The organism is Stenotrophomonas terrae (assembly GCF_001431465.1).
GTDB lineage: Bacteria > Pseudomonadota > Gammaproteobacteria > Xanthomonadales > Xanthomonadaceae > Stenotrophomonas > Stenotrophomonas terrae.
The window spans coordinates 25,348-51,153 of the sequence record NZ_LDJJ01000036.1; the positions used below are offsets into that span (position 1 = coordinate 25,348).

General features: G+C 65.4%; 19 protein-coding genes. 14 read left to right on the top strand and 5 right to left on the bottom strand.

Annotated features, from left to right (window positions below):
• Positions 1-495: 495 nt before the first annotated feature.
• Positions 496-2,874 carry a TonB-dependent receptor plug domain-containing protein gene (locus tag ABB27_RS11155; protein WP_057628844.1) on the bottom strand — a complete coding sequence of 793 codons (2,379 nt, stop codon included), beginning with the start codon at positions 2,872-2,874 and terminating at the stop codon, positions 496-498.
• 312 nt (positions 2,875-3,186) lie between these two features.
• On the opposite strand from ABB27_RS11155, the gene ABB27_RS11160 reads away from it, so the two are divergent.
• On the top strand, positions 3,187-5,061 hold the full coding sequence (locus tag ABB27_RS11160) for an ABC-F family ATP-binding cassette domain-containing protein (RefSeq protein ID WP_057628780.1): 1,875 nt from the start codon (positions 3,187-3,189) through the stop codon (positions 5,059-5,061).
• A gap of 436 nt (positions 5,062-5,497) precedes the next feature.
• Here ABB27_RS11160 and ABB27_RS11165 read toward each other — a convergent pair whose 3' ends face one another.
• Positions 5,498-6,373, bottom strand: a complete 876-nt coding sequence (locus ABB27_RS11165; RefSeq protein ID WP_057628845.1) for a LysR family transcriptional regulator — start codon at positions 6,371-6,373, stop codon at positions 5,498-5,500.
• A 183-nt stretch (positions 6,374-6,556) separates the two neighbouring features.
• Here ABB27_RS11165 and blaCESS point away from each other — a divergent pair, with 183 nt between their 5' ends.
• The 4 genes from blaCESS to ABB27_RS11185 all read left to right on the top strand — a co-directional run bounded on the left by blaCESS (position 6,557) and on the right by ABB27_RS11185 (position 12,160).
• Positions 6,557-7,450, top strand: a complete 894-nt coding sequence (gene blaCESS / locus ABB27_RS11170) for a CESS family extended-spectrum class A beta-lactamase (RefSeq protein WP_057628781.1) — start codon at positions 6,557-6,559, stop codon at positions 7,448-7,450.
• A gap of 73 nt (positions 7,451-7,523) precedes the next feature.
• Positions 7,524-8,771 carry a cation:proton antiporter gene (locus ABB27_RS11175; protein ID WP_057628846.1) on the top strand — a complete coding sequence of 416 codons (1,248 nt, stop codon included), beginning with the start codon at positions 7,524-7,526 and terminating at the stop codon, positions 8,769-8,771.
• A gap of 66 nt (positions 8,772-8,837) precedes the next feature.
• Positions 8,838-11,486, top strand: a complete 2,649-nt coding sequence (locus ABB27_RS11180; RefSeq protein WP_057628782.1) for a protein kinase domain-containing protein — start codon at positions 8,838-8,840, stop codon at positions 11,484-11,486.
• A 101-nt stretch (positions 11,487-11,587) separates the two neighbouring features.
• Positions 11,588-12,160 carry a hypothetical protein gene (locus tag ABB27_RS11185; RefSeq protein WP_057628783.1) on the top strand — a complete coding sequence of 191 codons (573 nt, stop codon included), beginning with the start codon at positions 11,588-11,590 and terminating at the stop codon, positions 12,158-12,160.
• 51 nt (positions 12,161-12,211) lie between these two features.
• Here the strand turns inward: ABB27_RS11185 and ABB27_RS11190 are convergent, their stop codons facing one another.
• Complete coding sequence (locus ABB27_RS11190) at positions 12,212-13,198, bottom strand: DUF3011 domain-containing protein (RefSeq protein ID WP_057628784.1); 987 nt, start codon at positions 13,196-13,198, stop codon at positions 12,212-12,214.
• 155 nt (positions 13,199-13,353) lie between these two features.
• On the opposite strand from ABB27_RS11190, the gene aspS reads away from it, so the two are divergent.
• The 3 genes from aspS (at position 13,354) to ABB27_RS19955 (ending at position 16,344) form a co-directional block, all read left to right on the top strand.
• Complete coding sequence (gene aspS / locus ABB27_RS11195) at positions 13,354-15,105, top strand: aspartate--tRNA ligase (protein WP_057628785.1); 1,752 nt, start codon at positions 13,354-13,356, stop codon at positions 15,103-15,105.
• A gap of 132 nt (positions 15,106-15,237) precedes the next feature.
• Positions 15,238-15,753 (top strand): GNAT family N-acetyltransferase, encoded by a 516-nt coding sequence (locus ABB27_RS11200; RefSeq protein WP_057628786.1) that lies wholly within the window; start codon positions 15,238-15,240, stop codon positions 15,751-15,753.
• Positions 15,754-16,080: 327 nt separating this feature from the next.
• Entirely contained in the window at positions 16,081-16,344 is a 264-nt protein-coding gene (locus ABB27_RS19955) for a transposase (RefSeq protein WP_057628787.1), read from the top strand.
• Between the two features lie 39 nt (positions 16,345-16,383).
• Here ABB27_RS19955 and ABB27_RS11210 read toward each other — a convergent pair whose 3' ends face one another.
• Entirely contained in the window at positions 16,384-17,394 is a 1,011-nt protein-coding gene (locus ABB27_RS11210) for a FecR family protein (RefSeq protein ID WP_083491272.1), read from the bottom strand.
• On the bottom strand, positions 17,391-17,873 hold the full coding sequence (locus ABB27_RS11215) for an RNA polymerase sigma factor (RefSeq protein ID WP_161809644.1): 483 nt from the start codon (positions 17,871-17,873) through the stop codon (positions 17,391-17,393). The genes ABB27_RS11210 and ABB27_RS11215 overlap by 4 nt, the downstream gene beginning before the upstream one ends.
• Positions 17,874-18,074: 201 nt before the next feature.
• On the opposite strand from ABB27_RS11215, the gene ABB27_RS11220 reads away from it, so the two are divergent.
• The 6 genes from ABB27_RS11220 (at position 18,075) to ABB27_RS11245 (ending at position 25,780) form a co-directional block, all read left to right on the top strand.
• Positions 18,075-21,125: a TonB-dependent receptor gene (locus ABB27_RS11220; RefSeq protein ID WP_057628790.1), complete on the top strand. Its 3,051-nt coding sequence runs from the start codon at positions 18,075-18,077 to the stop codon at positions 21,123-21,125.
• Between the two features lie 54 nt (positions 21,126-21,179).
• Positions 21,180-21,827, top strand: a complete 648-nt coding sequence (locus ABB27_RS11225; RefSeq protein ID WP_057628847.1) for an esterase/lipase family protein — start codon at positions 21,180-21,182, stop codon at positions 21,825-21,827.
• 67 nt (positions 21,828-21,894) lie between these two features.
• Positions 21,895-22,626 carry a YebC/PmpR family DNA-binding transcriptional regulator gene (locus ABB27_RS11230; RefSeq protein ID WP_057628791.1) on the top strand — a complete coding sequence of 244 codons (732 nt, stop codon included), beginning with the start codon at positions 21,895-21,897 and terminating at the stop codon, positions 22,624-22,626.
• 73 nt (positions 22,627-22,699) lie between these two features.
• A complete protein-coding gene (gene ruvC / locus ABB27_RS11235; RefSeq protein WP_057628792.1) occupies positions 22,700-23,221 on the top strand; it encodes a crossover junction endodeoxyribonuclease RuvC in 522 nt (173 codons plus the stop codon).
• A 10-nt stretch (positions 23,222-23,231) separates the two neighbouring features.
• Complete coding sequence (gene ruvA / locus ABB27_RS11240; protein WP_057628793.1) at positions 23,232-23,819, top strand: Holliday junction branch migration protein RuvA; 588 nt, start codon at positions 23,232-23,234, stop codon at positions 23,817-23,819.
• A gap of 35 nt (positions 23,820-23,854) precedes the next feature.
• Positions 23,855-25,780, top strand: a complete 1,926-nt coding sequence (locus ABB27_RS11245) for a potassium transporter Kup (protein ID WP_057628794.1) — start codon at positions 23,855-23,857, stop codon at positions 25,778-25,780.
• The last annotated feature ends 26 nt before the right edge of the window (positions 25,781-25,806 follow it).

The window sequence follows — 25,806 nt, forward strand, 5'->3', positions numbered from 1 at the left end:
TGGGGGATGCCCCGATTCTAAAGGTGCCACCGGTACACCAGTGCGGAAATGTCGGAAAAATCTGACATTTCTACGAAACAGTGCGTATCTGCGTGATGTCAGGTACCGACGTGGAATGGATGGGAGCGCCGAGCCAGGCTCGGTTTGGTGGCTGTCGGGAGAGCTTCTGCCGAGCATGGCTCGGCACTACATGCAGGTGGCTTCGCCGGACAGCGCCGTAGCCCGGGTAAGCGCAGCGCACCCGGGGTTCTTCGCGCGGGGCTCTTGGTAGCTCTGAGCCATGCTGGGTTGGGGTTATCGGGAAAGCCTCTGCCGAGCATGGCTCGGCACTACCGGTTGGTGGCTTCGCCGGACAGCACCGTAGCCCGGGTAAGCGCAGCGCACCCGGGGTTCTTCGCGCGGGCCGGGGGCGGTTGTCGTTTTGGACCCCAGAGAGCAAAGAAGAAAATGCCCCGGTTTCCCGGGGCACCTTCCTTTCACGACGTCAAACCGGGCTTACCAGGTGTAGCTGATGCGGCCGTAGACGTAGGCGCCGTTGAAGCCGAACGGCGAGTAGTTGCTGTACGGCATCATCCCGTAGGTGGAGTTCAGCGCGTTCTCGACGCGGTCCGGGTATTCGTCCAGCACGTTGTCGGCACCGACGGTGAGCTTCCAGTTCTCGCTGGGCTTGAAGCTGGCCGAAGCGTCGACGATCCACTTGGCATCGTAGGTCTGGTCGCGGCTGGCACTGGCCGAGTTGCGCACGGTGAAGCTGCCGTAACGGGTGGCCGACAGGCCCAGCTCCCAACGGTCCGAACGCCAGGTGCCGCTGAGGATACCCTTGTCGCTGGGGAAGCTGTCCTCGATGCGGCCGATTTCATCGCGGCCGATCAGCGACTGGGTGATGCCCAGCGCCGAGAACACCGCCGGCGAGGCGCTGAACTTCTTCACTTCGGTTTCGTTGTAGCTGTAGGCCGCGGTCAGTTCCAGGCTGCTGGCGCTGAACGGGATGGTGTAGCTGGAAACGAAGTCCACGCCACGGGTGCGGGTGTCCAGGCCGTTGGTGAAGTAGGCGAACTGGGTAACCTGCTGCAGGCCGAGATCGGACAGCAGCGCGGCAGCGGCCGGGGTGGTGTTGATGTTGGAGGACAGCACGATGCGGTCGTCGATGTCGATCTGGTAGGCATCGACGGTGACGTACAGGCGATCCACCGGCTGCAGCACCAGGCCCACGCTGTAGGAGGTGGACGACTCGGCCTTCAGCGGTGCCGCACCCAGGGCCTGGGCAGCGGTGCTGGTGGTCGGGAAGGTGCCCTTTTCATAGAACACGCCATCGGTGATGGAGCTGGTAACCGCCTGGTAGCTCTGCTGCGCCAGCGACGGCGCACGGAAACCGCTGGAAGCGGTGGCACGCAGCGCGACCTTGTCGGTGAAGGCATAGCGGGCCGACAACTTGCCGGAGAACTTGTCGCCGAAGTCCGAATAGTCTTCGTAACGGCCGGTGAGGCCGGCAGAGAACTTGTCGGTGAGGTCGGCTTCAAGGCCGGCGTATACCGCGTAGTTGTGGCGATCCTGGTGGACCTCGTTGTTCGGGGTGAAGCCGCCAAAGCCCTGCGCGCCGCTGCCGGTATAGGAGTTCAGTTCGCCGGCGGTCTGTTCCCACTTCTCGCGGCGGTATTCACCACCGAAGGACAGGGTGACCGGGTAGGCCAGGCCCCAATCCAGCGACTTGGTGATGTCGGCGTTGAAGATGTCCTGCTGGTACTTCAGCGTGCCGTCGTAGAACGAGCTCGGGCTGGTCGCGCCCAGGCTGTAGTTGAGGCTGTTGCGGGTGTGGAAATCCAGGGTGTTTTCACCGTGGTTGACACTGACGTCCCAGGTCCAGCCGCTTTCGGTATTGCCCTTGACGCCGGCAACCACGGAGCGGTCCTTGGAGTACTGGTTGATCTGCGGCACGTAGCCGTTCGGGTAGAGCTGGGCCAGCAGGGCGCTCTGGCCGCTGTGGTTGGGCGAGCGGTAGAACGCGAACGAGGTGATGTCGCGGTTGCTCAGCAGGGCGTTGGCATAGCCGGTGACCTTGTCGCTGAAATTGAAGTTCAGGTTGGCCGAGGCGGCGGTGGCATCCACGCGCGGGTCGCCGACCACGAAGGTCTTCTCGCCGATGTCGGGGAAGTTGCCGGTATTGGGTGCGGTGCCCTGGTAGGGGCCGGCGCGGTTGCTTTCGTCCTGCTGGCTGATCTGGCCGGCCAGGTGCAGGCTGCCGCGGCCGTCGGCGAAGCTGACGCCGGTGTCGCCGGAGAGCTGGTACTTGTTGCCGTCGCCGGCCGAGTACTGGCCGTAGTCCACGGCCAGGCTGCCGCCCTTGCCGCTGCCCTTGAGCACGATGTTGATCACGCCGGCGATGGCGTCGGAGCCGTACTGGGCCGAGGCACCGTCACGCAGCACTTCCACGCGCTCGATGGCGGCGATCGGAATGGCGTTGATGTCCACCGCCGAAGCGCCACGGCCGATGCTGCCGTTGACGTTGATCATGGCCGAGGTATGGCGGCGCTTGCCATTGACCAGCACCAGCACCTGGTCCGGGGACAAGCCACGCAGCTGCGCCGGGCGGATGCCGCTGGTGCCATCGGTCAGGGCCGGGCGCGGGAAATTCAGCGAGGGCAGGGCACGCGACAGCGCGGTGGCCAGCTCGGAGGTGCCGGTGGATTGCAGGATTTCGGGGGTGATGATGTCGATCGGCGACTGCGATTCGGCCACGGTACGGTCGGCCACGCGGGTACCGGTAACGATCACTGTATCCAGGGTATTGGCGCTGGACTGGGCCAGGGCGGGGAGCGCCGGGGCGCCAAGGACGAGGGCAATTGCGACGGCGAGGGTGCTGGACTTGCGGTTCATCAGGTTGCAGCTCCGGTATTGAGTGGCGGCATCGCTGGCGCTTTGGGGGTCGCCGCTGTTGCGGTGCGCCACTACGAGTTAATGGAATTTTTACCTCGTGTCAAACCGGATGGTTAGGCTAAATTGTTGCTTTCGAAAGCTTTTTTCAATTCAACAACGCGATTTGGCAATTCGGGTACTTGCTTCCTGTCAGGCAACGCCGTTCAGGCGCGTGCGATATCAGGAGGTGAGTCAAGTATTGGTTACCGTTAGAATTGCGTCGCAGGAATGCTGCTCACATGCACATTCCTTTTCGTTATAACGGACCCATTCATGATTTCCCTTCGTAATTTCGCCCTCCGCCGGGGCGAGCGCCTGCTGTTGTCCAACGTAGACCTCACCCTGCATGCCGGCTATCGCGTAGGCGTGGTGGGCCGTAATGGCGCAGGCAAATCCAGCCTGTTCGCCGCCGTGCGTGGTGAACTGGAAGCCGACAAGGGCGACGTATCGCTGCCCGGCAAGATCCGCATCGCCGATGTGGCCCAGGAAACCCCGGCGCTGGCCGACCGCGCCATCGACTATGTGCTCGGTGGTGACGACGTGGTCGCCGCCGTGCTGCAGGAAGAAGCGGCCGCCGCTGCACGCGAGGACTGGGAGGCCGTTGCCAACGCCCACCAGAAGATGGCCGAGCTCAATGCTTATGACGCCGAAGCGCGCGCCGGCAAGCTGCTGCACGGCCTGGGCTTCCCCGCTGATACCCATGAGCGCCCGGTGGCGGCGTTCTCCGGTGGCTGGCGTGCGCGCTTGAACCTTGCCCGCGCGCTGATGATGCCCAGCGACCTGCTGCTGCTCGACGAACCGACCAACCACTTGGATCTGGACGCGGTGTACTGGCTGGAACAGTGGCTGCTGAAATACCCGGGCACGCTGCTGCTGATCTCGCATGACCGCGAGTTCCTGGACAACGTGGCCACGCATACGCTGCACCTGCACAGCGGCACCGCCAAGCTTTACCCGGGTGGCTACACCGACTTCGAGCGCCAGCGTGCCGAGCACCTGCGCCAGCAGCAGATCACCCACGAGAAGGAACAGGCCGAGCGCGCGCATCTGCAGAGCTTCATCGACCGCTTCAAGGCCCAGGCCAGCAAGGCCACCCAGGCGCAGAGCCGGATGAAGCGTCTGGCCAAGATGGCTGGTACCGAAGCGGTGCGCGCCGAGCGCGAGTTCCGCATCGAGTTCTCGCCGCCGGCCAAGCTGCCGTTCTCGCTGATCCGCCTCAACGATGTGACTGCCGGTTATGGCCCGGATGCGGTGATCCTGGACAACGTCGGCTTTGGTCTGGAAGCCGGCCAGCGTGTCGGCCTGCTCGGCCCGAACGGCGCCGGCAAGACCACGCTGGTGAAATCGCTTGTGGGCGACCTGCCGTTGTTGGCCGGTGACCGCATGGCGCACCCGGACCTGCAGATCGGCTACTTCGCCCAGCACACGGTAGAGTCGCTGCACGCCGGCATGACGCCGATGGATCACTTCCGTGAGATCGCCCCGGATGGCGTGAACCAGTCGTTCCGCGATTTCCTCGGCAAGTGGAATTTCCCGGGCGACCGTGCGTTCGAGACCGTGGATGGTTTCTCTGGTGGCGAGCGTGCGCGTCTGGCGCTGGCGCTGATCGCTTGGCAGCAGCCGAACGTGCTGCTGCTCGACGAACCGACCAACCACCTTGATCTTGAGATGCGTGAGGCCCTGGCCGAAGCGCTGGCGCTGTTTGAAGGCGCGATCGTGATGGTCTCGCATGATCGCCATTTGATCGGTCTGGTCTGCGACACGTTCTGGCGCGTGGCCGATGGCGTGGTTGAGCCGTTTGCCGGTGACCTGGACGAATACGCACAGTGGTTGCGCACCCGCGCCAGCGCGCAGGGTGCACGCACCAAGAGCGATCGCCAGGAAAAGCCGGTCGCTGCACCGGTGGCGCAGGTGGCCCCGGCCAAGCCGGCCTCGATCAAGAAGCCGGTCAACCCGCACAAGCTGGAAGCGGCCGAAAAGAAGGTGGAACAGCTGGGTGCATCGTTGGCGGAGGTGGATGCGCAGCTGGCCGATTCGGGCAACTACGCGGACGCAGCCAAGATGGCCAAGCTGGGCAGTGAGCGCGAAGTGCTGGCACAGCAGCTGGAGCAGGCCGAGGCAACGTGGATGGAGATGTTGGAGGACTGAGTCTTGTGGGAGCGGCGTAAGCCGCGAAGCTGACGGTGCCGGAATCACCAAGGTAGAGCCGAGCCATGCTCGGCTGAGGCTCTACCGGTGAAGCCCCTGCCGAGCATGGCTCGGCACTACAGGGCCGCGTTGCTCTGTTTGTAGGAGCGGCGTAAGCCGCGAAGCTGACGATGCCGGAATCCTCACGGTAGAGCCGAGCCATGCTCGGCTGAGGCTCTACCGGTGATGCCCCTGCCGAGCATGGCTCGGCACTACAGGGCCGCTCCGCTCTGTTTGTGGGAGCGGCGTAAGCCGCGAAGCCGGCAATGCCGGAATCCCCACTGTAGAGCCGAGCCATGCTCGGCTGAGGCGTTACCGGTGATGCTCCTGCCGAGCATGGCTCGGCACTACAGGGTGCTCTTGCCGAGCATGGCTCGGCACTACAATCCAGGCCGGCCTACAAATCCAGACCGCCCTGCGCCTGCAGCCATAGCCGGAACCGCTTCAAGACCGCGCGCTCCTGCCGCGAGCGCAGGCGGGTCAGCCAATACCTGCCCAATGACAGGGTCTGAGTGAACGGCTGCAACAGCCGCCCTTCGGCCAGATCCTGCTCGAACATGCGCAGCGGCAGCAGCGCCACGCCGGCACCGGCGGCCGCTGCACTGGCCAGTGTCAGCGAGGAGTCAAATACCGCTCCGCGCGCTTCCACCCCGTTGACCCCGGCCAGCTGCAGCCAGCGCGGCCATTCGTCATTGCGATAGGAACGCAGCAGCGGCACGTTGCCCAGATCACGTGGCTGCCGCAAACGCCGCGCTACCGCAGGTGCGCACAGCGGTGCGAACGGGGTATCGACGATCGGCACGCAGTCCTGGCCCTGCCAGTCGCCGTCGCCAAAGCGGATCGCCAGATCCAGGCCTTCGCCGGCCAGATCGATGCGGTTGTTGTGGGTCTGCACGCGCAGTTCGATATCCGGATGTGCGGACTCGAAGGCGGCCAGCCGCGGCAGCAGCCAGCCGGTGGCAAAGGTGCCGACCACGCCCACGGTGAGCACTTCGCGGAAGCGGCCACCGGTAAAGCGGTCCAGCGCGATCGCCATGCGGTCGAAGCTTTCGGTCAATACCGGAAACAGCGCCGCGCCCTCGTCGGTAAGGGCCACGCCGCGTGGCAGCCGATGGAACAGGCTGACCTGCAGTCTGTCCTCCAGTCCGCGGATCTGATGACTCAAGGCCGCCTGGCTGACGCACAGCTCCAGCGCCGCCCGAGTGAAGTTGAGATGGCGGGCGGCAGCCTCGAAGGCGCGCAGGGCGTTCAGCGGTAGCTGGGGGCGGATCATCGCGGAGTCATGATGAAAGTTGATGGTCTGCCGCATTATTTCCGCTGTGGCGGCGAAATTGGCGACTTTGCTACAAATAAATCTAATGGCTTCCGATGAATCTTCGTGATGGTCGTCAGCGCCCGGAGGCGCCAAGATCAGCCCAGACCACCCGTGCAGCGCCGCTGCGCACAAGGAGATCCCATGTTTGCTCGTCGTCAGTTCCTCATGCTCGGTGGCGCCGCGCTGGCCAGCACGCTGCTGCCAGCCGTGCTGGCGAAAACCGCACAGGCGGCTACGCCAGCACCGGCCAATGGCACCGACTTCGCCGCGCTGGAAAAGGCCAGTGGCGGCCGCCTGGGGGTGTGCTTGTGGCATCCGGCCAGTGGCGCGCGCTATGGCCATCGCATGGATGAGCGGTTCCCGATGTGCAGCACGGTCAAATTCCCGTTGGCCGCAGCCATCCTGCACCGCGTCGATGCAGGCAAGTTGTCGCTGGACCAGCGGGTGGCGGTGCGACAAGGCGACATCATCAGCCACTCGCCTTTCACCGGGCGGCATGTCGGCAAGGACATGACGGTGCGCGATCTGTGCCGGGCGACCCTGATCATCAGTGACAACGCCGCCGCCAACCTGCTGCTGCCATTGATCGGCGGCCCCGCAGGGCTCACTGCCTTCCTGCGTGAGCACGGCGACCGCATCACCGTGAGCGCGCGCAATGAGCCCGAACTCAACCGCTTTGCGCCTGGCGATCCGCGCGATACCACCAGCCCGGCGGCGATGGCGGGCAACCTGCAGCGCTTCCTGCTTGGCGACGTGCTCAGCCCGGCCTCGCGGCAGCAGCTGGCCGATTGGCTGATCGACAACCAGACCGGCGACGCGCGCCTGCGTGCCGGCCTGCCGCAGGGTTGGCGGGTGGGTGACAAGACCGGCAGCAATGGCCAGGACACCAGCAACGATATCGCCGTGCTGTGGCCCTTGGCCGGTGGCCCGGCGTGGCTGCTGAGCTGCTACCTGCAGGGTTCTGCACTGGACGATGACGGCAGGGATGGCATCCTGCGCCAGGTTGGGGAGCTGGCTGGCGCCCGCCTGGGCTGACGGTTGCACCGTCGGCGCGGCGGTTGCTGGTGCGCGCGGCCCCGTGCATCCGTTCAAAGAGGACACCCGCGCCATGAGCAGGGAAGTGATCTATCTGCTGTTGATCTTCGCGTTGCTGGTGATCCCGCGCGCGCTGCAGCGCTTCAGCATTCCCGCGCCGCTGACCTGCCTGGTGTTCGGCATTGCCGCGATGCTGTGGTTGGGCGACGGCTCGCATGATCCGGTAGTCAACCTGCTCGCCACCTTGGGCATTTCCTCGCTGTTCCTGTTTGCCGGCCTGGAAGTGGACATCGCCGACCTGCGCAAGGGCATGTGGCCACTGCTCACCCATCTGCTGATCCGCAGCGCCACGCTTGCCGGCATGGCCTGGCTGGCCTGGCATTACGCCGGTCTGCAGTGGCAGGCCGCGGCGTTGCTGGCCTTGGCGCTGCTGACGCCGTCCACCGGTTTCATCATGGATTCCCTGTCCCAGCTCGGGCTTGATGATGCCGAACGCTTCTGGGTCAGCAGCAAGGCCATTGCCGGCGAGCTGCTGGCCCTGGCGGCCTTGTTCGTGGTGCTGCAGGCCGGCGATCCGGTGCACATGGCGCTGTCGAGCTTTGCCCTGCTCGCGATGATGGTGGGTTTGCCGCTGTTGTTCGTCGGCTTGGGGCGCTGGGTGGCGCCGCATGCGCCGGGCTCGGAGTTCTCGCTGCTGGTGATGGTGGGCATGCTGGCCGCCTACATCACCTACGGCCTGGGTGTGTATTACCTGGTCGGTGCATTCATCGCCGGGCTGGTGGCGCGCCTGCTGCAGCAGCGCATGCCCTTGCTGGCATCGCATGAAAACCTGCATGCGCTGCGCCTGTTCGCCTCGTTCTTCGTGCCGTTCTACTTCTTCAACGCGGGCACCAAGGTGCCGGCCGAAGCCTTGAGCTTTGAAGCGCTCGGGCTGGGCCTGCTGATCACCCTGGTAGTGCTGCCGCTGCGCATCGCGGTGATCTGGCTGCAGCGCCGCCTGATGTTCGGCGAGAGCTTCCGCACCAGTCTGCGGGTGGCCTTGGCGTTGTCGCCAACCTTGATCTTCACCCTGGTACTGGCGGCGATCATGCGCGAGCGTTTTGCGATATCGCCAGTGCTGTTTGGCGCGCTGCTGCTGTACGCGGCCTTGACCACGCTGCTGCCGTCGCTGGTGTTCCGCCGGCCCATGGATGTTGACCCGCTGAGCAACGAAGCTACGCCGCCCATCGATCCAGAGGTCGTAAGAGATGAGGGCGCTGCCGCTGAGGATCCAGCGCCCGCGTCGCCCTCTGCATCCGGCTCTTACGTACCCCAGCGCTGAGCGGCGCTTATCATCCCCGCACCGGCACGACCTCCTGAAGGTGGGTGCGCGGCAAAGGGGATGTAGGTGGATCGAGAAAACTGGCAGCAGGTACGTGAGCTCTTTGATGCGGTGTGTGAGCTGGAGCCGTCGCAATGGCGGACCGAGCTTGCGCGCCTGAGCGCCAATCCGGCAGTCATTGCTGAAACCCTGGAGCTGCTGCAGGCGCAGACCTGCGACCTCGGCCGCGCCCGTGAACCAATGGCGCAACTGTTCGCAGCTTCCGCGCCATCGGAGCTTGGCGAAGGCGACTGCATCGGGCCGTGGCGCCTGTGCGAGCGCTTGGCCAGTGGCGGCATGGGCATCGTGTTCCGCGCCGAGCGCGCAGATGGCCTGTATGCACAGGAAGTGGCAATCAAGTTCCTGCTCGGCAAACCCGGCGCACGTGTTGCCGAGCGGCTGGCCGCCGAGCGGCGCATCCTTGCCAGCCTGCAGCACCCCAACATCGCGCGCCTGTACGACGGTGGTAGTACGCCGGGCGGCCACCCCTACCTGGTGATGGAGTACGTACGTGGCGAGCCGCTGGATGTGTACTGCGCGCGCCGTCAGCTGGATCTTCGCCAGCGCCTGCAGCTGTTCCTGAAGGTATGCAGCGCAGTGCAGGCCGCGCATGCGCGCTTGGTGCTGCATTGCGACCTGAAGCCGTCGAACATCCTGGTCCGCGAGGATGGTGAACCGGTATTGCTCGACTTCGGGGTGTCGCGGCTGTTGGACGATACCTCCAGCGAATCGGCGGCGCAGTTCTTCACTCCCGCCTATGCGGCACCGGAGCTGCAATCGGGGCAGCCAGCAGGTGTCAGCAGTGACGTTTTCAGTCTTGCCGCGGTGTTGAGCGAACTGCTGGCGGGCAAGGGCGGCCGACGTGGCGCTGGCGATGCGGGTGTCGCGGTGAGCGCGCCCAGCCAGGTGGCACAGGCCGATTGCGCTTGGAAGCGGGCCCTGCGCGGTGATCTGGATGCCATTGTGGTGCGCGCCGGTGCGTTGCCCCCGGAGCAGCGTTATCCGTCGGTGGAAGCACTGGCGGCTGATGTGCAGCGCTACCTGCAGCACCGTCCGGTGCAGGCGCGCCGGGGCGGCCGCGGCTATCGTGCGGGGCGTTGGTTGCGGCGCAACTGGAAGGGCGCAGGGCTGCTGCTGTTGGTGCTGCTGCTTGCGGCCTGGTTTGTGTGGCGCCTGGCTGCCGAGCGTGCCGCCGCCGAGCGCGAGGCGAAGATCGCCGAGCAGGTCAGCGGCTTTCTGGTGGAAATGTTCCAGGCGGCGGATCCACGCGAAAAAGGCGTCCGCGGCGGCGAGGACATCAGCGCCCGCGAAGTGCTGGACCGTGCTGCGGCACAGGTGGACGAGCAGTTGGACGCCTCGGCCGAAGTACAGGCGCGCTTGAAGGGCGTGATTGGTCTGGCTTACCGCAATACCGGCGATCTGCGTCGTGCCAATCCGATGATGCTGCAGGCGGCCGAAGCCTTGGCCGCTGCAGGCGGCGAGAAGAATCTGGACGAGGCCGCACGCCTGTTCAACCTGTTGGCAGGCAGCTATGCCAACAACCGCAATGGCGTGGAAGGCGCCAACATGGCCCGGCGCGCGCTGGGCTTGCTGGGCAAGCAGCCGGCAGACAGCTTCCGCGTCGCCCAGTCCTATAATTCGCTGGGGCTGTCGCTGCTGTCCGAACAGCGCTATGACGATGCCGAAGCCGCGTTCAAGCAGGCCCTGCAGCGCCATCAGGCCGGCAAGCGCGAAAAGTACATCGGGGTGAGCCTGGACAACCTCGGCATGATGTACCGGCGCAAAGGTGATCTGGCCGCATCGGCGGCGGCCTTTGACCAGTCCACGCCGATGTTCCTGCGCACCCTGGGTGAGATGTCGTACGACTACTGGGCCAGCAATACCGAGCGGACGCTGATGCTGATGGACCGCGGCGACCTGGATGAGGCCATTGCCGCGTTCGAGGCAAACCTGGTGCGTGCGCCGAAGATCTTCGGGCCGCGCAGCATCTATGTGGTCAGCGAGAACAACCGCCTGGCGTTGGCGTTGATGCGCAAGGGCGAATATGCACGCGCGCAGCCCTTTGTTGAAACCGCGGTGAGCTTGTCGGCACAGGTGCTGGGCAAGGACAGCTACAACTATTCGCTGGTCACCGAAACCGCCGCGCAGCTGGCGCAGGCGCAGGGCGATCTGGCCGGCGCCGAAAGCGCTTACCGGCAAGCGCTGGCCATACGCAGCGCAGCCATAGGTCGGGATCACCCCGACAGCCTGGACCTGGAACTGCAGCTTGGCCTGTTGCTGGCTGCCCAGGGCAAGGATGCCGGCGATGCCCTGGTGCAGCGCGCGCATGCAATGTGGTTGCCGCGAATTCCTGCCAGCAGTGCCAACGGCATACGCCTGCAGCAGAGCTGGGCCGAATGGTTGCTGGCCAAACAGCGATTGGTGGCGGCCGGGCAGGCGCTGGACGCGGTGGAGCCGCTGCTTGGGCATGGCCCTTATGCGGCGGTACGCCAGCAGGTGCTGCGTGCGCGCTGGGCGCAAGCGCGCGGCAATCGCGGTGAGGCCGTGCAGCATTGGCAGCGCGCCGTGGCGGCGGCCACCCCTTTGTACGGCGAAGATTCGGCGGTCACCGCGCAATGGCGCAGTGCCCTGCAGGCGGCGCAAAGCGATGCACACGCCGCTGGCGCGTTGCCTTGAGCTGACCGGTAGGCGAGGATCGGGGAATGAAAACCTCTTCCTTCTCAGTTCTTTTCAGCGCGCTGGCCTTGGCCAGTGCGGCCATTCTTCCTGCTTCGGCAATGGCCGATGCTGGCGGCAATGCGGCCACGGCGGCGGTCGCGCCGGCCGATCAGTTCCTCGCTGGTTTGGCGCAGTACTGCGGCCAGGCCTTCGCCGGGCGCGTCATCGCCAATCAGCCGCAGTCCAGCGCGCCGGACCCGTTCGACGGCAAAATCCTGGTGATGCATGTGCGTGGTTGTGACAGCCCGCAACAGGAGCTGCGGGTGCCGTTCCATGTGGGCGATGACCATTCGCGGACCTGGGTGATCAGCCGTACCGATAGCGGCCTGCGCTTGAAGCACGATCATCGCCATGCCGACGGCAGCCCGGATGCGGTGACGATGTATGGCGGTGATACCGCGCAGGCCGGCAGCGCCGGGCGCCAGGAGTTCCCGGTCGATGCGGCCTCCGTGGCGATGTTCAGCGCGCATGGCATGACGGCCTCGCTGCGCAATACCTGGGCGATGGAGCTGGTGCCCGGCCAGCGTTTTGTCTATGAACTGGCGCGGCCGGACGGGCGCTTGTTCCAGGTGGAGTTCGACCTGAGCACGCCGGTACAGCTGCCGCCGGCACCGTGGGGCAGCGAAGCCTGAAAGACGGAGGGCGCCGTTGCCGGCGCCCTCTGGTCTGCTTGAGTTGGAGGCTCAGCGGCCGCTGAAGCGTGCGCGGCAGCCGCCGTTTACCCAGATGCTGTTGCCGTTGTAGCCCCAGTTGCGGCCTTCCACGCAGCGCGTATCGGACAGCTGCTGGACGATGACCGGGCGGCCCTGGCGGCGATCCCAGGCGCAGGTATTGGGCCGGTTGCTGCTGCTGGCGCATTCCACCAGGTAGTTGTTGTTGCCGCCGTTGTTCCAGCCGCTGCCACCGCCGCGGCCTTCGCCGAATTCGCCACGGCAACCACCGTTGACCCAGACCGTACCGTTGCTGCTGCCCCAGTTGCGGCCTTCCACGCAGCGCGTATCGGAGATCTGCCGGACCAGCACCGCGCTGCGCCAGCCGGTGTTGCAGACCACGTGGCGGTTGCTGTTGCTGTCACAGCGGATGGTGCGGTTGCCATTGCCATTGCCGTTCCAGCCACCCTGGCCGTTGCCATTGCCACCGGCCCAGTTGCCGCGGCCTTCGGCGAACTCGGCCCGGCAGCCGCCGCTGACCCAGACGCTGCCGTTGTTGCTGCCCCAGTTGCGGCCCTCGATGCAGCGCGTATCGGAGATCTGGCGGACCAGCACCGCGTTGCGCCAGCCGGTGTTGCAGACCTGCTGGCGGTTGCCGTTGCTGTCGCAGCGGATGGTGCGGTTGCCATTGCCATTGCCGTTCCAGCCACCCTGGCCGTTGCCGCCGGCCCAGTTGCCGCGGGCTTCGGCAAACTCGGCCCGGCAGCCGCCGCTGACCCAGACGCTGCCATTGTTGCTGCCCCAGTTGCGGCCTTCGGTACAGCGCGTATCGGAGACCTGGCGCACCAGCACGGCGCTGCGCCAGCCGGTATTGCAGACCTGTTGGCGGTTGCTGTTGCTGTCACAGCGGATGGTGCCGTTCTGGCTGCCCGGGAAGCCGGCTTGGGCAGCGGCCGGGGAGGAGCTCATGGCCAGGCCCAACAGGGCTGCCAGGCCGGCGAGCAGGAAAGAGTGGTTCATGGCGGCTGCCCTGTTCAGGTTTGGTGGCCGAACTATAGGGCGAATCTCACTTAAGGCGGCGTGACTGGGAGACAAATTTGCTCCAGCCCCCGCTGAGCGCCAAAATACGGGGCTACCCGGCACCGTTTCGTGCCGGGCCCCCTGCGGAGCTTTCCATGCGTACCCATTTCTGCGGCCTGGTCGACGAGACCCTGATCGGCCAAACCGTGACCCTCGCCGGCTGGACCGACGTTGCCCGTAACCTCGGCGGCGTCTGTTTCATCGATCTGCGTGATCACGAAGGCATCGTCCAGGTCACGGTCGAGCCGGACAACGCGGAGGTGTTTGCCGTCGCCGCCAGCCTCGGTTACGAGGACGTGCTGCAGGTCGAGGGCGTGGTTCGCGCGCGTCATGCGGTCAACGACAAGATCCGCAGCGGCAAGGTGGAAGTGATCGCCACCCGCATCACCATCCTCAACAAGGCCGCGCCGCTGCCGTTCCATGCGCACGAGAACCCAGGCGAGGAAACCCGCCTGAAGTACCGTTACCTGGACCTGCGTCGCCCGGAAATGCAGCGCATGCAGCGCACCCGCATCAAGCTGGTGCAGGCGCTGCGCCGCCATCTGGACGAGCGTGGCTTCCAGGACATCGAGACCCCGATCCTGACCAAGGCCACCCCGGAAGGCGCCCGCGACTTCCTGGTGCCGGCGCGCATGCACCCGGGCGAGTTCTACGCCCTGCCGCAGAGCCCGCAGCTGTTCAAGCAGATCCTGATGGTGGCCGGCTTTGACCGCTACTACCAGGTGGCACGCTGCTTCCGCGATGAAGCCCTGCGCGCCGACCGCCAGCTGGAATTCACCCAGCTGGACATGGAATTCGCCTTCGTCCGCGAGAGCGACATCCAGGATTTCGTCGAAAACATGATCCGCGCCATCTTCAAGGAAGTGGTGGACGTGGAACTGGCGGCGCAGTTCCCGCGCATGACCTGGGCCGAGGCGATGCGTCGCTTTGGTTCGGACAAGCCGGACCTGCGCATCGCGCTGGAACTGGTGGACGTGGCCGAGCTGGTCAAGACCAGCGAGTTCCCTGTGTTCACCGCCGCTGCCAATGACGCCGACGGCCGCGTGGCCGCGCTTCGCATCCCGGGCGGTGCCACCCTCAGCCGCAAGCAGATCGACGAATACGCTGCCCATGCCGCCAAGTACGGCGCCAAGGGCCTGGCCTATATCAAGATCGCCGAGAACGGGGAGATCAGCTCGCCGATCCAGAAGTTCTTCGCCGAAGACGCCTTCGCCGCGCTGCTCAAGCACGTTGGCGCCGGCAATGGCGACATCGTGTTCTTCGGTGCCGGCGGTTACAACAAGGTCTCCGACTTCATGGGCGCGCTGCGCCTGAAGGCCGGCAAGGACTTCGGCCTGGTTGCCAATAGCTGGGCGCCGCTGTGGGTCACCGACTTCCCGATGTTCGAGTGGGACGAGGAAGAGCAGCGTTACGTCGCCCTGCATCACCCCTTCACCGCGCCGGCGGTGGACGATGTGGCCGAGCTGCGCGCCCACGCCAAGACCGCGGTATCGCGCGGTTACGACATGGTGCTCAACGGCAACGAGATCGGTGGCGGTTCCATCCGTATCCATCGCCCGGAAATGCAGAGTGCGGTGTTCGAGCTGCTCGGCATTGGTGCCGAAGAAGCCCGCGCCAAGTTCGGCTTCCTGCTGGATGCGCTGAACTACGGCGCACCGCCGCACGGCGGCATCGCCTTCGGTATCGACCGTATTGCCGCGCTGATGGCCGGCACCGAGTCCATCCGTGACGTGATCCCGTTCCCGAAGACCACCGGTGCGCAGTGCCTGATGACCGACGCCCCATCGCCGATCGCCGATGCTCAGCTGGCTGAAGTGCACGTGCAGGTACGGCCCAAGAGCCCGTAACCAACGGCCAGGAACCAGGAACCAGAGAGCGCGTCAGGCCTTCTTTGGTTCCTGGTTTTTTGTTTGGGACATTGCCTGGATGCCCAGGCTCGCCTCTACGTTGCTGGTTTCCCATCTCTGGTTCCTGGCCTTATGACTATCCGCCGCGCCACTCCCGCAGATGCCGCACTGCTGTGCGCGTTGGCCGAACGTACCTTTGTGGAAACGTTCGGACACCTGTATCCGCCTGAGGATCTGGCCGGCTATCTGGCCACGGCCTATCCGCTGGAACTGCAGCGGCAACAGCTGCAGTCCGGTGACTATGCGGCGTGGCTGTTGGACGTGCAGGGCGAGGCGGTGGGTTTCGCCTTTGCCGGCCCCTGCGGGCTGCCGCATCCGCAGGCCACGGCGGCCGATGGCGAGTTGAAGCGCCTGTATGTGTTGCGCGAACACCAGGGTGGCGGCCGCGGTGGCCAGTTGTTCGAGGCGGCTCTGCAATGGCTGCAGACCCCGGGACGGACGCTGTGGATCGGCGTGTGGTCGGAGAATTTTGGTGCGCAGCGCTTCTATGCGCGGCACGGTTTCGAGCAGGCCGGCGAGTACGAATTCCCGGTTGGAAACACCCGCGACAAGGAATTCATCCTGCGCAGGGTTGCTGCCGCGGATTGATTGTTCCGAGCTCCATTGACCGTCAGCCACGCTGCTTCCGCGAATTCCGCCGGTTTACGCTGGCCGGTATTGCGCCGGTCTGATGATTTCTCCTCACAAATCTGGTGGCGCGCACCGACTGCGCCGCCCGTTGCCGTGCGCATGTTGCAAAGCGTGTACTGCATCACTGTGGATGCTGCGTGCCTGCCGCGTCTATTGAGCATGGGAGCCGGATTTCTGCGGTGTGCGCAGATCGGACTCCTGCATGGCGGATCTGGCGGCGTGTTGTTTGTGCGGCGCAGGTGCGGATCCACGGGTGATACGAAGGATGACAGCGCGGAAGCAGGCATGAAGAAACGTTTTGACCAGGTGCAGGTGATCGAATTCCTGCGTGAGGTGGATGCCGCAGCGAGCCTGCGCGCGCTATGCCGCGAGCACGGTTTCAATGACGCGGCGCAGGCCTTGCTGCGGCGTACCTGCGGTGCCATGCGCTCACCGCAGGCGCGCCAGCTGCGCCAGTTGCAGCAGGAGAATCAGCGGTTGCGGGCACTGTTGGCGCTGCAGCAGCGGGAACGCGAGCGTATCAAGCAGGCCCTGCGGCAGGCGTTCTAAACACCACGTGCTGCACGGCCCTGTTCGCGGCGTGCCGCCTCAGCGCTGCAGTTCGGTTTCGCCGGCGGCATTTTTGTGCGCTGAAATGCCGTGCAGGGCAGTGAGCGCTTCAACAAAGCCGGCACTGTCATTGCTGCGGAAAACCCCGGAGATGCGTAGTTCCCCCAGGTCCGCATCGCCGACCCGCAGTGGCGGGCCGCCATAGCGGTTGAACTCCTCGATCGCCAAGCGCAGTGGCAGGTCGTTGAACACCAGCTGCCCCTGCAGCCATGCCGGTGCGCTGCCGCCCTGGAATGTCTGCACCTGCAGACGCTGCCCCACGGCCAGATGCGCGCGCTGGCCGGGGATGAGGGTGGCAAGTGCTGCGGTACTGTCATCGACTGTGGCCGCGCGCAGCTGTACCTTGCCTTCGAACAAGGTGACATCCAGCGCATCGGCGCGACTATAGACCTCGAACTCGGTGCCGACGGCGCGCACGCTGCCCTGCGCGGTATCCACCGTCAGTGGGCGTGCGGTATCGGGCGCCACCCTGAAGAAGGCCCGCCCCTGATCCAGGCTGATGCGGCGCTGTTGCGCGCTGTAGCGCACGCGCACCTGGGTGCCGGTGTCCAGCTCGAGCTGGGTGCCGTCTTCCAGTGTGATGCTGCGGTGTTCGCCCACCGCGCTGGCATAGCGCAGCTCGCTTGCCGGTGCCGGAACGAGCAGGCGCCAGCCAATGACCACAGCGGTCATGGCCGCCGCGCAGGCCACCAGCCAGCGCACGGGCCCTGGCCTGCGGCGGAGTTGCGGCGCCGGTTGCGGCGTGGCTGCAGGGATTGCCGCCAGCCGCTGGCTGATTTCCGGCGTGGCCGAAAAGTCGCTCAGCATCCTCCAGGTGCGCTCGATACGCTCGTGCGCCTGCCGGTGCGCGGGATCGGCGTCCAGCCAGGCCTGATGTTCGGCCTGTTCGGCCTCGCTCACCTCATCATCGTGCAGGCGCGCGAACCAGGCAGCCGCCTGGGTGCGGATCGGGTCGGCGTCTTCCACCATATTCAATGGGTTCTGTTTCATGGTTGCTCCAGCCGCGTGCCGAAGTGGAGCAGGGCACGCATCATTTGTTTTTCGACGGCGCTGACGCTGATGCCCAGCTGGCTGGCAATCGCGCGGTAGGTGAGGCCTTCATAGCGGTGCAGCAGGAATACCTGCTGGCAGCGCGGCGGCAGGTCATCGAGCACCTTGAGGAAGTTCTGCAGGCGTTCGCGGTCCTGGTAGACGCGCTCGCCGCAGACAGTTTCGGCAGGCCAGTCCTCGGTCGATTCGTCCAGGGATACGTGTTGGCCGGTATGGCGGGTACGGTCGCGGCGGTAGCGGTCGCGCAACAGGTTGCCAGCGATGGTCATCAGATAGGCTTCGACATTATTGACCTTGTCGGCCTGCGGATCCCGCATCATCCGCACCAGGGTTTCCTGGGTGAGATCCTCTGCATCTTCAACCGAACCCAGATGATTCCTGAAGTAGCGCATCAAGCGTGGGCGGTACTGTTGAGCCATGCTGCCCGTATCCCGGACAGTGTCGGGAGGCGGCTGGGTGGGCGGCGGGGCGGCGGTCATTGGCAGGCGTTGACAGTCTGAATCGGCACGCGCAGCTTGGGCTAGTGCCAGCGATTCTGCCAGATGAGGTGTTTTGCCGGTGCTGCGTCTGTACACCGGGTTGGGATCGCCACGCCAGCCGGATTGCTACTTGGAGAGGGGATGATTGCCGGTACAGATGACCCGCAGAATCCAAGGCACAGGTGGCGTTGCTGGCTGGCTGCTGGACTGCTGTGCCTGCTGCTGGTCGGCGTCCCGGCGTGGGCACAGACGCCAGCGCGGCTGCAGGTGTATCAGCTGCCCCGGCAGCCACTGGAACAGTCGCTGGCCCAGCTGGCCACGGTATCGAACCTGCAGATCCTGATGGCCCCGCAGATGCTGCGCGGCAAAACCGCGCCGGCCTTGAGCGGGCGTTATAGCGTCGCCGAAGCCTTGCAGCGGCTATTGGCCGGCAGCGGGCTGAGTTACCGGCTCACCGAGGGCGGGGTTGTCACCATTGTCGCGGCGGCCCAGCCGCTGCCCGTACCTGCAGCAAAACCGGCACAGCCACGGCTGCTGCCGCAGGTGGCAACCTCGTTGGGGGCGCTGCAGGTCACCGGCTCGCGGATCCGCCGCAGTGAGTTCGAGGGTGCGGCACCGCTGACGGTGATCAGCGCCGAGCAGATGGAGCGCGAGGGTCGGTTTTCATTGGCCGAGGTATTGGCCATCAATGGCATGAGTGTCTATGGCGCCGAGTCGCAGGGCGGTGGCGGTCGGTTCTCGGCCAACGCGCAGCCGGTGAACCTGCGCGGTCTGGGCGCCGGGCGCGCGCTGATCCTGGTCGACGGCCGGCGTGTGCCGGACTATCCCTTTCCGTCCAATGGGCGCAGCAACTTCCAGAGCCTGGGCAGCATCCCGCTGGCCGGCGTCGACAGGGTCGAGGTGATGACAGGTGGCGCATCGGCGGTATACGGCGCCGATGCGATCGCCGGGGTGATCAACATCGTGCTCAAACAACCGCGCGATGGTCATCAGTTGAAGGTGCGCGCCGGGACCAGTAGCCAGGGCGGCGCCGACCAGGTGGATCTGCAATGGTCGGCGGGCTTCAGCGGGGCTGACTGGCGCGCCGACTATGTGCTGCAGTACGCGCAGGGCGAGCAGCTGCGTGGCTACCAACGCGACATCCAGATGCCGGCGCAAACCGCTGCCGGGCCGCAGCCCGCACTTGGGCTGGGGTTGCAGGGAGAGGGCGGGGTACTGCAGCCCTTGTCGGCCGGTGTCTGTGAGCGTTGGGGCACGGACTTCGTTGATTGGAACTACGCCGCAGCACCGGGCCAGATACACGGTCCGGGTTGTGGTACGTGGCACAACGCCGGCTACGCCTCACTCGCTGATGCGCGGCAGGAAGTATCCGCGCGCCTGCATGCCGAGCGTGACCTGCCCGCCGATATCCAGCTGTGGACGACAGTGCAGCTCTGGCACGCGCGCAGCGAGATTGCGGCCGTGCCTGAAACCATCACCGGCCCACACAGCATCCGTACTGGCAGGGTGAGCCAGGTGCAGGATCCGCAACTGGGCCTGGTTTCGCCACTGCGGGTGTTGACCCCGCAGGAGATGGGCGGACTGGCAGCGATGAATGATCGCTATGCCGAACAGATGGCCGATCTGGCGCTGGGGCTGCGCGGCTACGCGTGGAAAGGCATGGAGTGGAACCTTGCGCTCGGCCATTCCGACTATCGGGTGCAACGCGATTTCCGGCGGCTGCTGGGCGCGCAGGTCAACGCATTTTTCTTCGGCCCGGCGCAGGGCTTCACTGATGAGGGTGTCCTCATCCAGCCGCTCAGGCTCGATCACTGGTATCGCCCGCTCACCGCGGAGGAGTACCGCGCGATGTCGACGACCGTGCAGTACCGCGCACACAGCCAGGTGGACAGCGCCAGCTACGTGCTGTCGGGAGACATCGCCGAACTGAAGAGCGGAAAGCTAGGTGTGGCACTGGTGCTGGAGGCCAGCCACCAGAGTTACGCGCTGCGCAACCGGCCCTCGGTGTTGCCGTTGCAGCTTGAACTGTATGACCTGACCGGCAGCGTCGGTGCCGGCGGACGCAGTCGCTATGCACTGGGGGGCGAGACGCGGATACCACTGACCAGTACGCTCAAGCTCAGTCTTGCCGGGCGCTGGGACAAATACGATGACAGCACTTCATTGGGCATCGCGCCGACCTGGAGTGCGGGCTTGGAGTGGCGTCCGTTGGCGGGACTTCTGTTGCGCGCCAGTCATGCCACCAGCTTCAAGGTGCCGGACATGCACTGGGCGCATACCGACGGCGGCGGTAGTTTTGGAACTGCAGTGGACGTGCTGCGCTGCATGCAGGTCGGTGCAAACCCTGATTGCGGAGCGTTTACCTCGGTGTTCCTGACCAGGACATCGCGAAACCCCGAACTGGGGGCCGAGTCCGGGGTGTCCAGTACGCTGGGCGTGGTCTGGGATGCTGCCGAGATGATGTCGATGAGCCTGGATTACTGGGACGTCCGCAGCGAGCAGGGAATTGGCCGCATAGCGCCGGTTGTGCTGCTGCGTGACGAGGCCGAATGCCGCACCGGAATGAAGCTGGACGGTAGTCCTTCGAGCGCGGATCTGCGCTCGTGGGAGTGTCGCAAGGCGCGGGCCAGGGTGGTGCGCAGTGGCGACGATGGCCTGGGCCGCATTGTCATGGTCGAATCGATGGCGGCCAACCAATCCAATGAGCGTGTGCGCGGCATCGATGCGGTAGTGGACGCGCGTATGGACACCGCTGCCGGTCAGTTCGCCCTGCATACGGCGTGGTCGCGCATGTTGCATGCCAGTCGGCGTGTACGTGCACCCGGAACCCTGCATGAGCAGTGGCGGCAGGTGCCTTGGCAATCCGGCGAGAACCGTGCCTTTCGCAGCAATTTCAGTACCAGCCTCGGCTGGCAGGGGAGCACGGGCTGGTCCGCCAACCTGTTTGGCATCCGTTACGGCAGCCTGCCCCGGGTAGACGGCAATGGGCGCCTGCGGCCGCTGTTCCTGTTGAATGCCAACATCGGCAAACGCCTCACCGAACAGGCGGCTGTGACACTGTTCGTCAACAACGTGTTCAATACGCCGCCGCCGCGCGACAGCAGCAATACCGAGTTCCCGTACTACTACGACGAGGTCTACAGCGCGGTGGGAAGACAGCTTGCCGTACAGCTGGATTACAACTTCGACTAAAGGCGGTGTGCGTGCCCGTTGTGGTGGACAAGGCCGATGACGGAAACTGCGCGCATGTCCCTGCAGAATTCCCCGCGTTCCCGAGTACTGATACTGCACGGTATCTGGAACACCCGCTCCTGGTTGTTGCCGCTGGCATGGCGCCTGCGCAGCCAGGGCTTCGTGGTGGATACGTTTGGCTACGCCAGCGTGTTCGGCGGTCCGGAGCAGGCGGTGCCACAACTGGTGCAGCGGCTGCAACGGCTCGGGCCGGTATCGCTGGTCGGTCACAGCCTGGGCGGCCTAGTGGCGCTGGAGGCGCTGCGCCGTTCGCCGGCACTGCAGGTACCGCGGGTGGTCTGCCTGGGTTCGCCGCTATGCGGCAGCGGCACCGCCCGTTCCATGGCCGAGCATGGTTGGTCGGCAGCGCTGGGGCGTAGCGGCGACCTGCTGCTGCACGGCCTGCCGGACTGGCAGGGGCAAGCCGAGGTCGGGCTGATCGCCGGCTCGGTGGCGCATGGGCTGGGGGCGATGATGGGCGCGCTGGAAGGCGAATCCGATGGCACCGTGGGGCTGGCCGAAACCCGCCTGCCGGGCCTGGCCGACCATTGCGTGGTGCCGGTCAGCCACAGCGGGCTGGTGCTGTCGCCGGAGGTGGCCACGCTCACTGCCGGCTTCCTGCGCCAGGGGCGCTTCCCGACGGTTGCCGCCGCAATGGGCTGATGACGGGGGCTGGGCGGGGGATCAGGTAGAATTGCCGTCCTGTTCCTGACAGATGTACGGTATTCCCATGGGTCGAGGTCCTTCCATCGAAGGCCGCAAAAACGCGAATGACGCGAAGCGCGGCAAGATTTTCACCAAAATCATCCGGGAGATCAGCGTTGCTGCCCGTGGTGGCGGAGGCGACCCAAACAACAACCCACGTCTGCGCACCGCGATGGACAAGGGCCTGAGCGCGAACATGACCAAGGATGTCATCGAGCGCGCAATCAAGAAGGCCACCGGTGAGCTGGAAGGCGTCGAGTACGAGGAAGTGCGCTACGAGGGCTATGCCCCGGGCGGCATCGCCGTGATCGTCGACTGCCTGACCGACAACCGCGTGCGTACCGTGGCCGACGTGCGCCATGCCTTCAGCAAGTGCGGCGGCAACATGGGCACCGAAGGCTCGGTCTCGTTCATGTTCAAGCGGCTCGGCGTGCTGAGCTTCGCCCCCGGTGCGGATGAGGAAACCATCACCGAGGCCGCGATCGAGGCCGGTGCCGACGACATCGCGGTCTATCCGGAGGATGGTTCGATCGACGTGATTACCGCCCCGGAAGCCTTCCAGTCGGTGAAAGCTGCGATGGCAGCGGCCAAGCTGGAGCCGGATCACAGCGAAATCACCTTCCGTGCCGACAATGACGTGGCCGTCGATGCCGACACCGCGGTGCAGGTGAAAAAGCTGCTGGACATGCTCGAAGACCTGGACGACGTGCAGGACGTGTATTCCAACGTTGACCAGGCGAGCCTGGAGCGGGTCTGACGACCCGCCCGGTCCCACCGGGTGAGACGGCGTCCGGCCATGCTGGGCGCCGTTTTTTACTGGTAGAGGCACTATGACCCGCATCCTTGGCATTGATCCCGGTTCGCAGCGCACCGGCGTCGGCATCATCGACATCGACGCCAATGGCCGTGCCCGTCACGTCCATCACGCGCCGCTGGTGCTGCTGGGGGCGGCGGATTTCCCGCAGCGGCTGCGCCTGCTGGCGCATGGCCTGCATGCCTTGATCGAGGAATTCCAGCCGCAGGAAGTGGCGATCGAGCGGGTGTTCATGGCCAAGAATGCCGATTCGGCCCTGAAGCTGGGGCAGGCGCGCGGCGCGGCGGTGTGTGCGGTGGTGATGCGCGACCTGCCAGTCAGCGAATACGCCGCCACCGAGATCAAGCTGGCCGTGGTTGGTCGCGGCGGCGCGGAAAAACAACAGGTGCAGCATATGGTGGGTTTGATGCTGAACCTGCAGGGCAAATTACAGGCTGACGCCGCCGATGCACTGGCGGTGGCCATTACCCACGCGCATGTCCGCGCCACCGCCAATCGGCTGGGGGTGGATGTGCGGCAGGCTTGGAGTCGGAAATGAGGTTCTTCGAATGATCGGTCGTCTGCGCGGCATCCTCGCCCACAAGGCACCCCCGTGGCTGGTGATCGACGTCAATGGCGTGGGCTATGAGCTGGAAGCGCCGATGAGCACCTTTTACGACCTGCCCGATGTCGGTCGCGAGGTCATCCTGTTCACCCATTACGCGCAGAAGGAAGACAGCGTCTCGCTGTACGGCTTCCTGCGCGAGGGCGAGCGGCGGCTGTTCCGCGACGTGCAGAAGGTCTCGGGCATCGGCGCCAAGATCGCGCTGGCTGTACTGTCCGGTGCCAGCGTGGATGAGTTCGCGCGCTTGATCCAGACCGGTGATGTCACCGCGCTGACCCGCATCCCCGGTATAGGCAAGAAGACTGCCGAGCGTATGGTGGTGGAACTGCGCGACCGCGCGGCCAACTTCACCGGCGGCGGCGCGCCCATTGCCGGCCAGTTGGGCACCGATGCGGTGTCCGAGGCGACGGTGGCGTTGCAGCAACTGGGCTATAAACCGGCAGAGGCCGCCAAGATGGCGCGTGATGCCGGTGCCGAGGGCGATGATGTCGCCACGGTCATCCGTAAAGCGCTGCAAGCGGCGCTGCGTTAAACCCTTCGGCAGCATGACGCCAACCTGAGATCGCCATGTCCCACGCTTCTTCCACTCCTGAATCTTCCACCCACGGCCATGGCCACGGTCACGGCGGTGCCGCCGGCGGCATGGCGCTGGTCGTCGGTGCCATCGGCGTGGTGTTCGGTGACATCGGCACCAGCCCGCTGTACACCTTGAAGGAAGCGTTCTCGCCGCATTACGGGCTCAGCAGCGACCACGACACCGTGCTGGGCGTGCTGTCGCTGGCGTTCTGGGCCTTGAACATGGTTGTCACGCTCAAGTACGTGACCATCATCATGCGCGCCGACAACGACGGCGAGGGCGGCATCATGGCCTTGATGGCGCTGGCCCAGCGCACCCTGCGCAATGGTTCGCGCTCGGCCTACGTGGTAGGCATCCTCGGCATCTTCGGCGCCTCGCTGTTCTTTGGCGACGGGGTGATCACCCCGGCCATCTCGGTGCTGGGTGCGGTCGAGGGCCTGGAAGTCGCGGCACCGGGGTTGGGGCACTTCGTGGTGCCGATCACCCTGGTGGTGCTGGCAGCGGTATTTGCCGCGCAGCGCTTTGGCACCGAGAAGGTGGGCAAGGTATTCGGCCCGGTGATGACCATCTGGTTCCTGTCGCTGGCGGCAATCGGCATCTGGAACGTGATCGCCGCACCGGAAGTGCTCAAGGCCTTCAACCCGCTGTGGGCGGCCCGCTTCTTCATGGAACACGGCTGGCACGGCATCTTCATCCTCGGCGCGGTGGTGCTGGCGGTGACCGGTGGTGAGGCGCTGTATGCGGACATGGGCCACTTCGGTGCGCCGCCGATCCGCCATGCCTGGTATTTCTTTGTGTTGCCGTGTCTGGTGCTCAATTACCTGGGGCAGGGCGCGCTGGTGCTGCAACGCCCGGACGCGGTGGCCAACCCGTTCTTCGAGGCGGTGCCGGAGTGGGCGCTGATTCCGATGATCCTGCTGGCAACGATGGCGGCGGTGATCGCCAGCCAGTCGGTCATCACCGGTGCGTTCTCGGTCTCGCGGCAGGCCATGCAGCTGGGTTACATCCCGCGCATGCGCATCCTGCATACCTCGCACGACACCATCGGCCAGATCTACATCCCCGGCATCAACTGGGGCCTGGCGGTGATGGTGTTCGGGCTGGTATTGGCGTTCCGCAGCTCCAGCAACCTGGCCGTGGCCTACGGTATTTCGGTGTCCGGCACGATGCTGATCGATACCCTGTTGCTGGCGCTGGTGGCGCGGGTGCTGTGGCCGCGGGCGCGCCACGCGATCGTCGCCTTGTGCGTGGTGTTCCTGTTCATCGATCTTGGGTTCGTGATCGCCAATGGCGCCAAGCTGCTGCAGGGCGCCTGGTTCCCGCTGGTGCTTGGGCTGGTGCTGTTCACGATGATGCGCACCTGGCGGCGTGGCCGCGAGCTGCTGCGCGACGAGATCCGCAAGGACGGTATCCGCCTCGATACGTTTTTGCCCGGTTTGATGCTGGCACCGCCGGTGCGGGTGCCGGGCACGGCGGTGTTCCTGACCGCTGACCCGACCGTGGTCCCGCATGCGCTGATGCACAACCTCAAGCACAACAAGGTGCTGCACGAGCGCAATGTGTTCCTGCACGTGGAAACCCTGCCGATGCCATATGCGGCCGATGGCCAGCGCCTGCGCATCGATTCGGTCGGCGATGAGTTCTACCGTGTCTATGTGCGCTACGGCTTCATGGAGACACCGGACATCCCGCTGGCGCTGATGCGTTCCTGCGACCATGGCGGCATCTATTTCGACCCGATGGACACCACCTTCTTCGCCAGCCGCGAGACCATCGTGGCCAGCGCCAACCGTGGCATGCCGATCTGGCGCGACAAGCTGTTCGCCTTCATGCATCGCAACGCGGCACCAGCCACCGGTTTCTTCCGGATTCCGGGCAACCGGCTCGTCGAGCTGGGTGCGCAGGTTGAAATCTGATCGCATGCGCCGTGCTTGGCGCATAA

What these genes read in the sequence shown, in the direction of transcription:
- ABB27_RS11155 (WP_057628844.1), bottom strand. Translation starts at nt 2,874, where the DNA reads ATGAACCGCAAGTCCAGCACCCTCGCCGTCGCAATTGCCCTCGTCCTT.
- ABB27_RS11160 (WP_057628780.1), top strand. Translation starts at nt 3,187, where the DNA reads ATGATTTCCCTTCGTAATTTCGCCCTCCGCCGGGGCGAGCGCCTGCTG.
- ABB27_RS11165 (WP_057628845.1), bottom strand. Translation starts at nt 6,373, where the DNA reads ATGATCCGCCCCCAGCTACCGCTGAACGCCCTGCGCGCCTTCGAGGCT.
- blaCESS (WP_057628781.1), top strand. Translation starts at nt 6,557, where the DNA reads ATGTTTGCTCGTCGTCAGTTCCTCATGCTCGGTGGCGCCGCGCTGGCC.
- ABB27_RS11175 (WP_057628846.1), top strand. Translation starts at nt 7,524, where the DNA reads ATGAGCAGGGAAGTGATCTATCTGCTGTTGATCTTCGCGTTGCTGGTG.
- ABB27_RS11185 (WP_057628783.1), top strand. Translation starts at nt 11,588, where the DNA reads ATGGCCGATGCTGGCGGCAATGCGGCCACGGCGGCGGTCGCGCCGGCC.
- ABB27_RS11190 (WP_057628784.1), bottom strand. Translation starts at nt 13,198, where the DNA reads ATGAACCACTCTTTCCTGCTCGCCGGCCTGGCAGCCCTGTTGGGCCTG.
- aspS (WP_057628785.1), top strand. Translation starts at nt 13,354, where the DNA reads ATGCGTACCCATTTCTGCGGCCTGGTCGACGAGACCCTGATCGGCCAA.
- ABB27_RS11200 (WP_057628786.1), top strand. Translation starts at nt 15,238, where the DNA reads ATGACTATCCGCCGCGCCACTCCCGCAGATGCCGCACTGCTGTGCGCG.
- ABB27_RS19955 (WP_057628787.1), top strand. Translation starts at nt 16,081, where the DNA reads ATGAAGAAACGTTTTGACCAGGTGCAGGTGATCGAATTCCTGCGTGAG.
- ABB27_RS11210 (WP_083491272.1), bottom strand. Translation starts at nt 17,394, where the DNA reads ATGAAACAGAACCCATTGAATATGGTGGAAGACGCCGACCCGATCCGC.
- ABB27_RS11215 (WP_161809644.1), bottom strand. Translation starts at nt 17,873, where the DNA reads ATGGCTCAACAGTACCGCCCACGCTTGATGCGCTACTTCAGGAATCAT.
- ABB27_RS11220 (WP_057628790.1), top strand. Translation starts at nt 18,075, where the DNA reads ATGATTGCCGGTACAGATGACCCGCAGAATCCAAGGCACAGGTGGCGT.
- ABB27_RS11225 (WP_057628847.1), top strand. Translation starts at nt 21,180, where the DNA reads ATGTCCCTGCAGAATTCCCCGCGTTCCCGAGTACTGATACTGCACGGT.
- ABB27_RS11230 (WP_057628791.1), top strand. Translation starts at nt 21,895, where the DNA reads ATGGGTCGAGGTCCTTCCATCGAAGGCCGCAAAAACGCGAATGACGCG.
- ruvC (WP_057628792.1), top strand. Translation starts at nt 22,700, where the DNA reads ATGACCCGCATCCTTGGCATTGATCCCGGTTCGCAGCGCACCGGCGTC.
- ruvA (WP_057628793.1), top strand. Translation starts at nt 23,232, where the DNA reads ATGATCGGTCGTCTGCGCGGCATCCTCGCCCACAAGGCACCCCCGTGG.
- ABB27_RS11245 (WP_057628794.1), top strand. Translation starts at nt 23,855, where the DNA reads ATGTCCCACGCTTCTTCCACTCCTGAATCTTCCACCCACGGCCATGGC.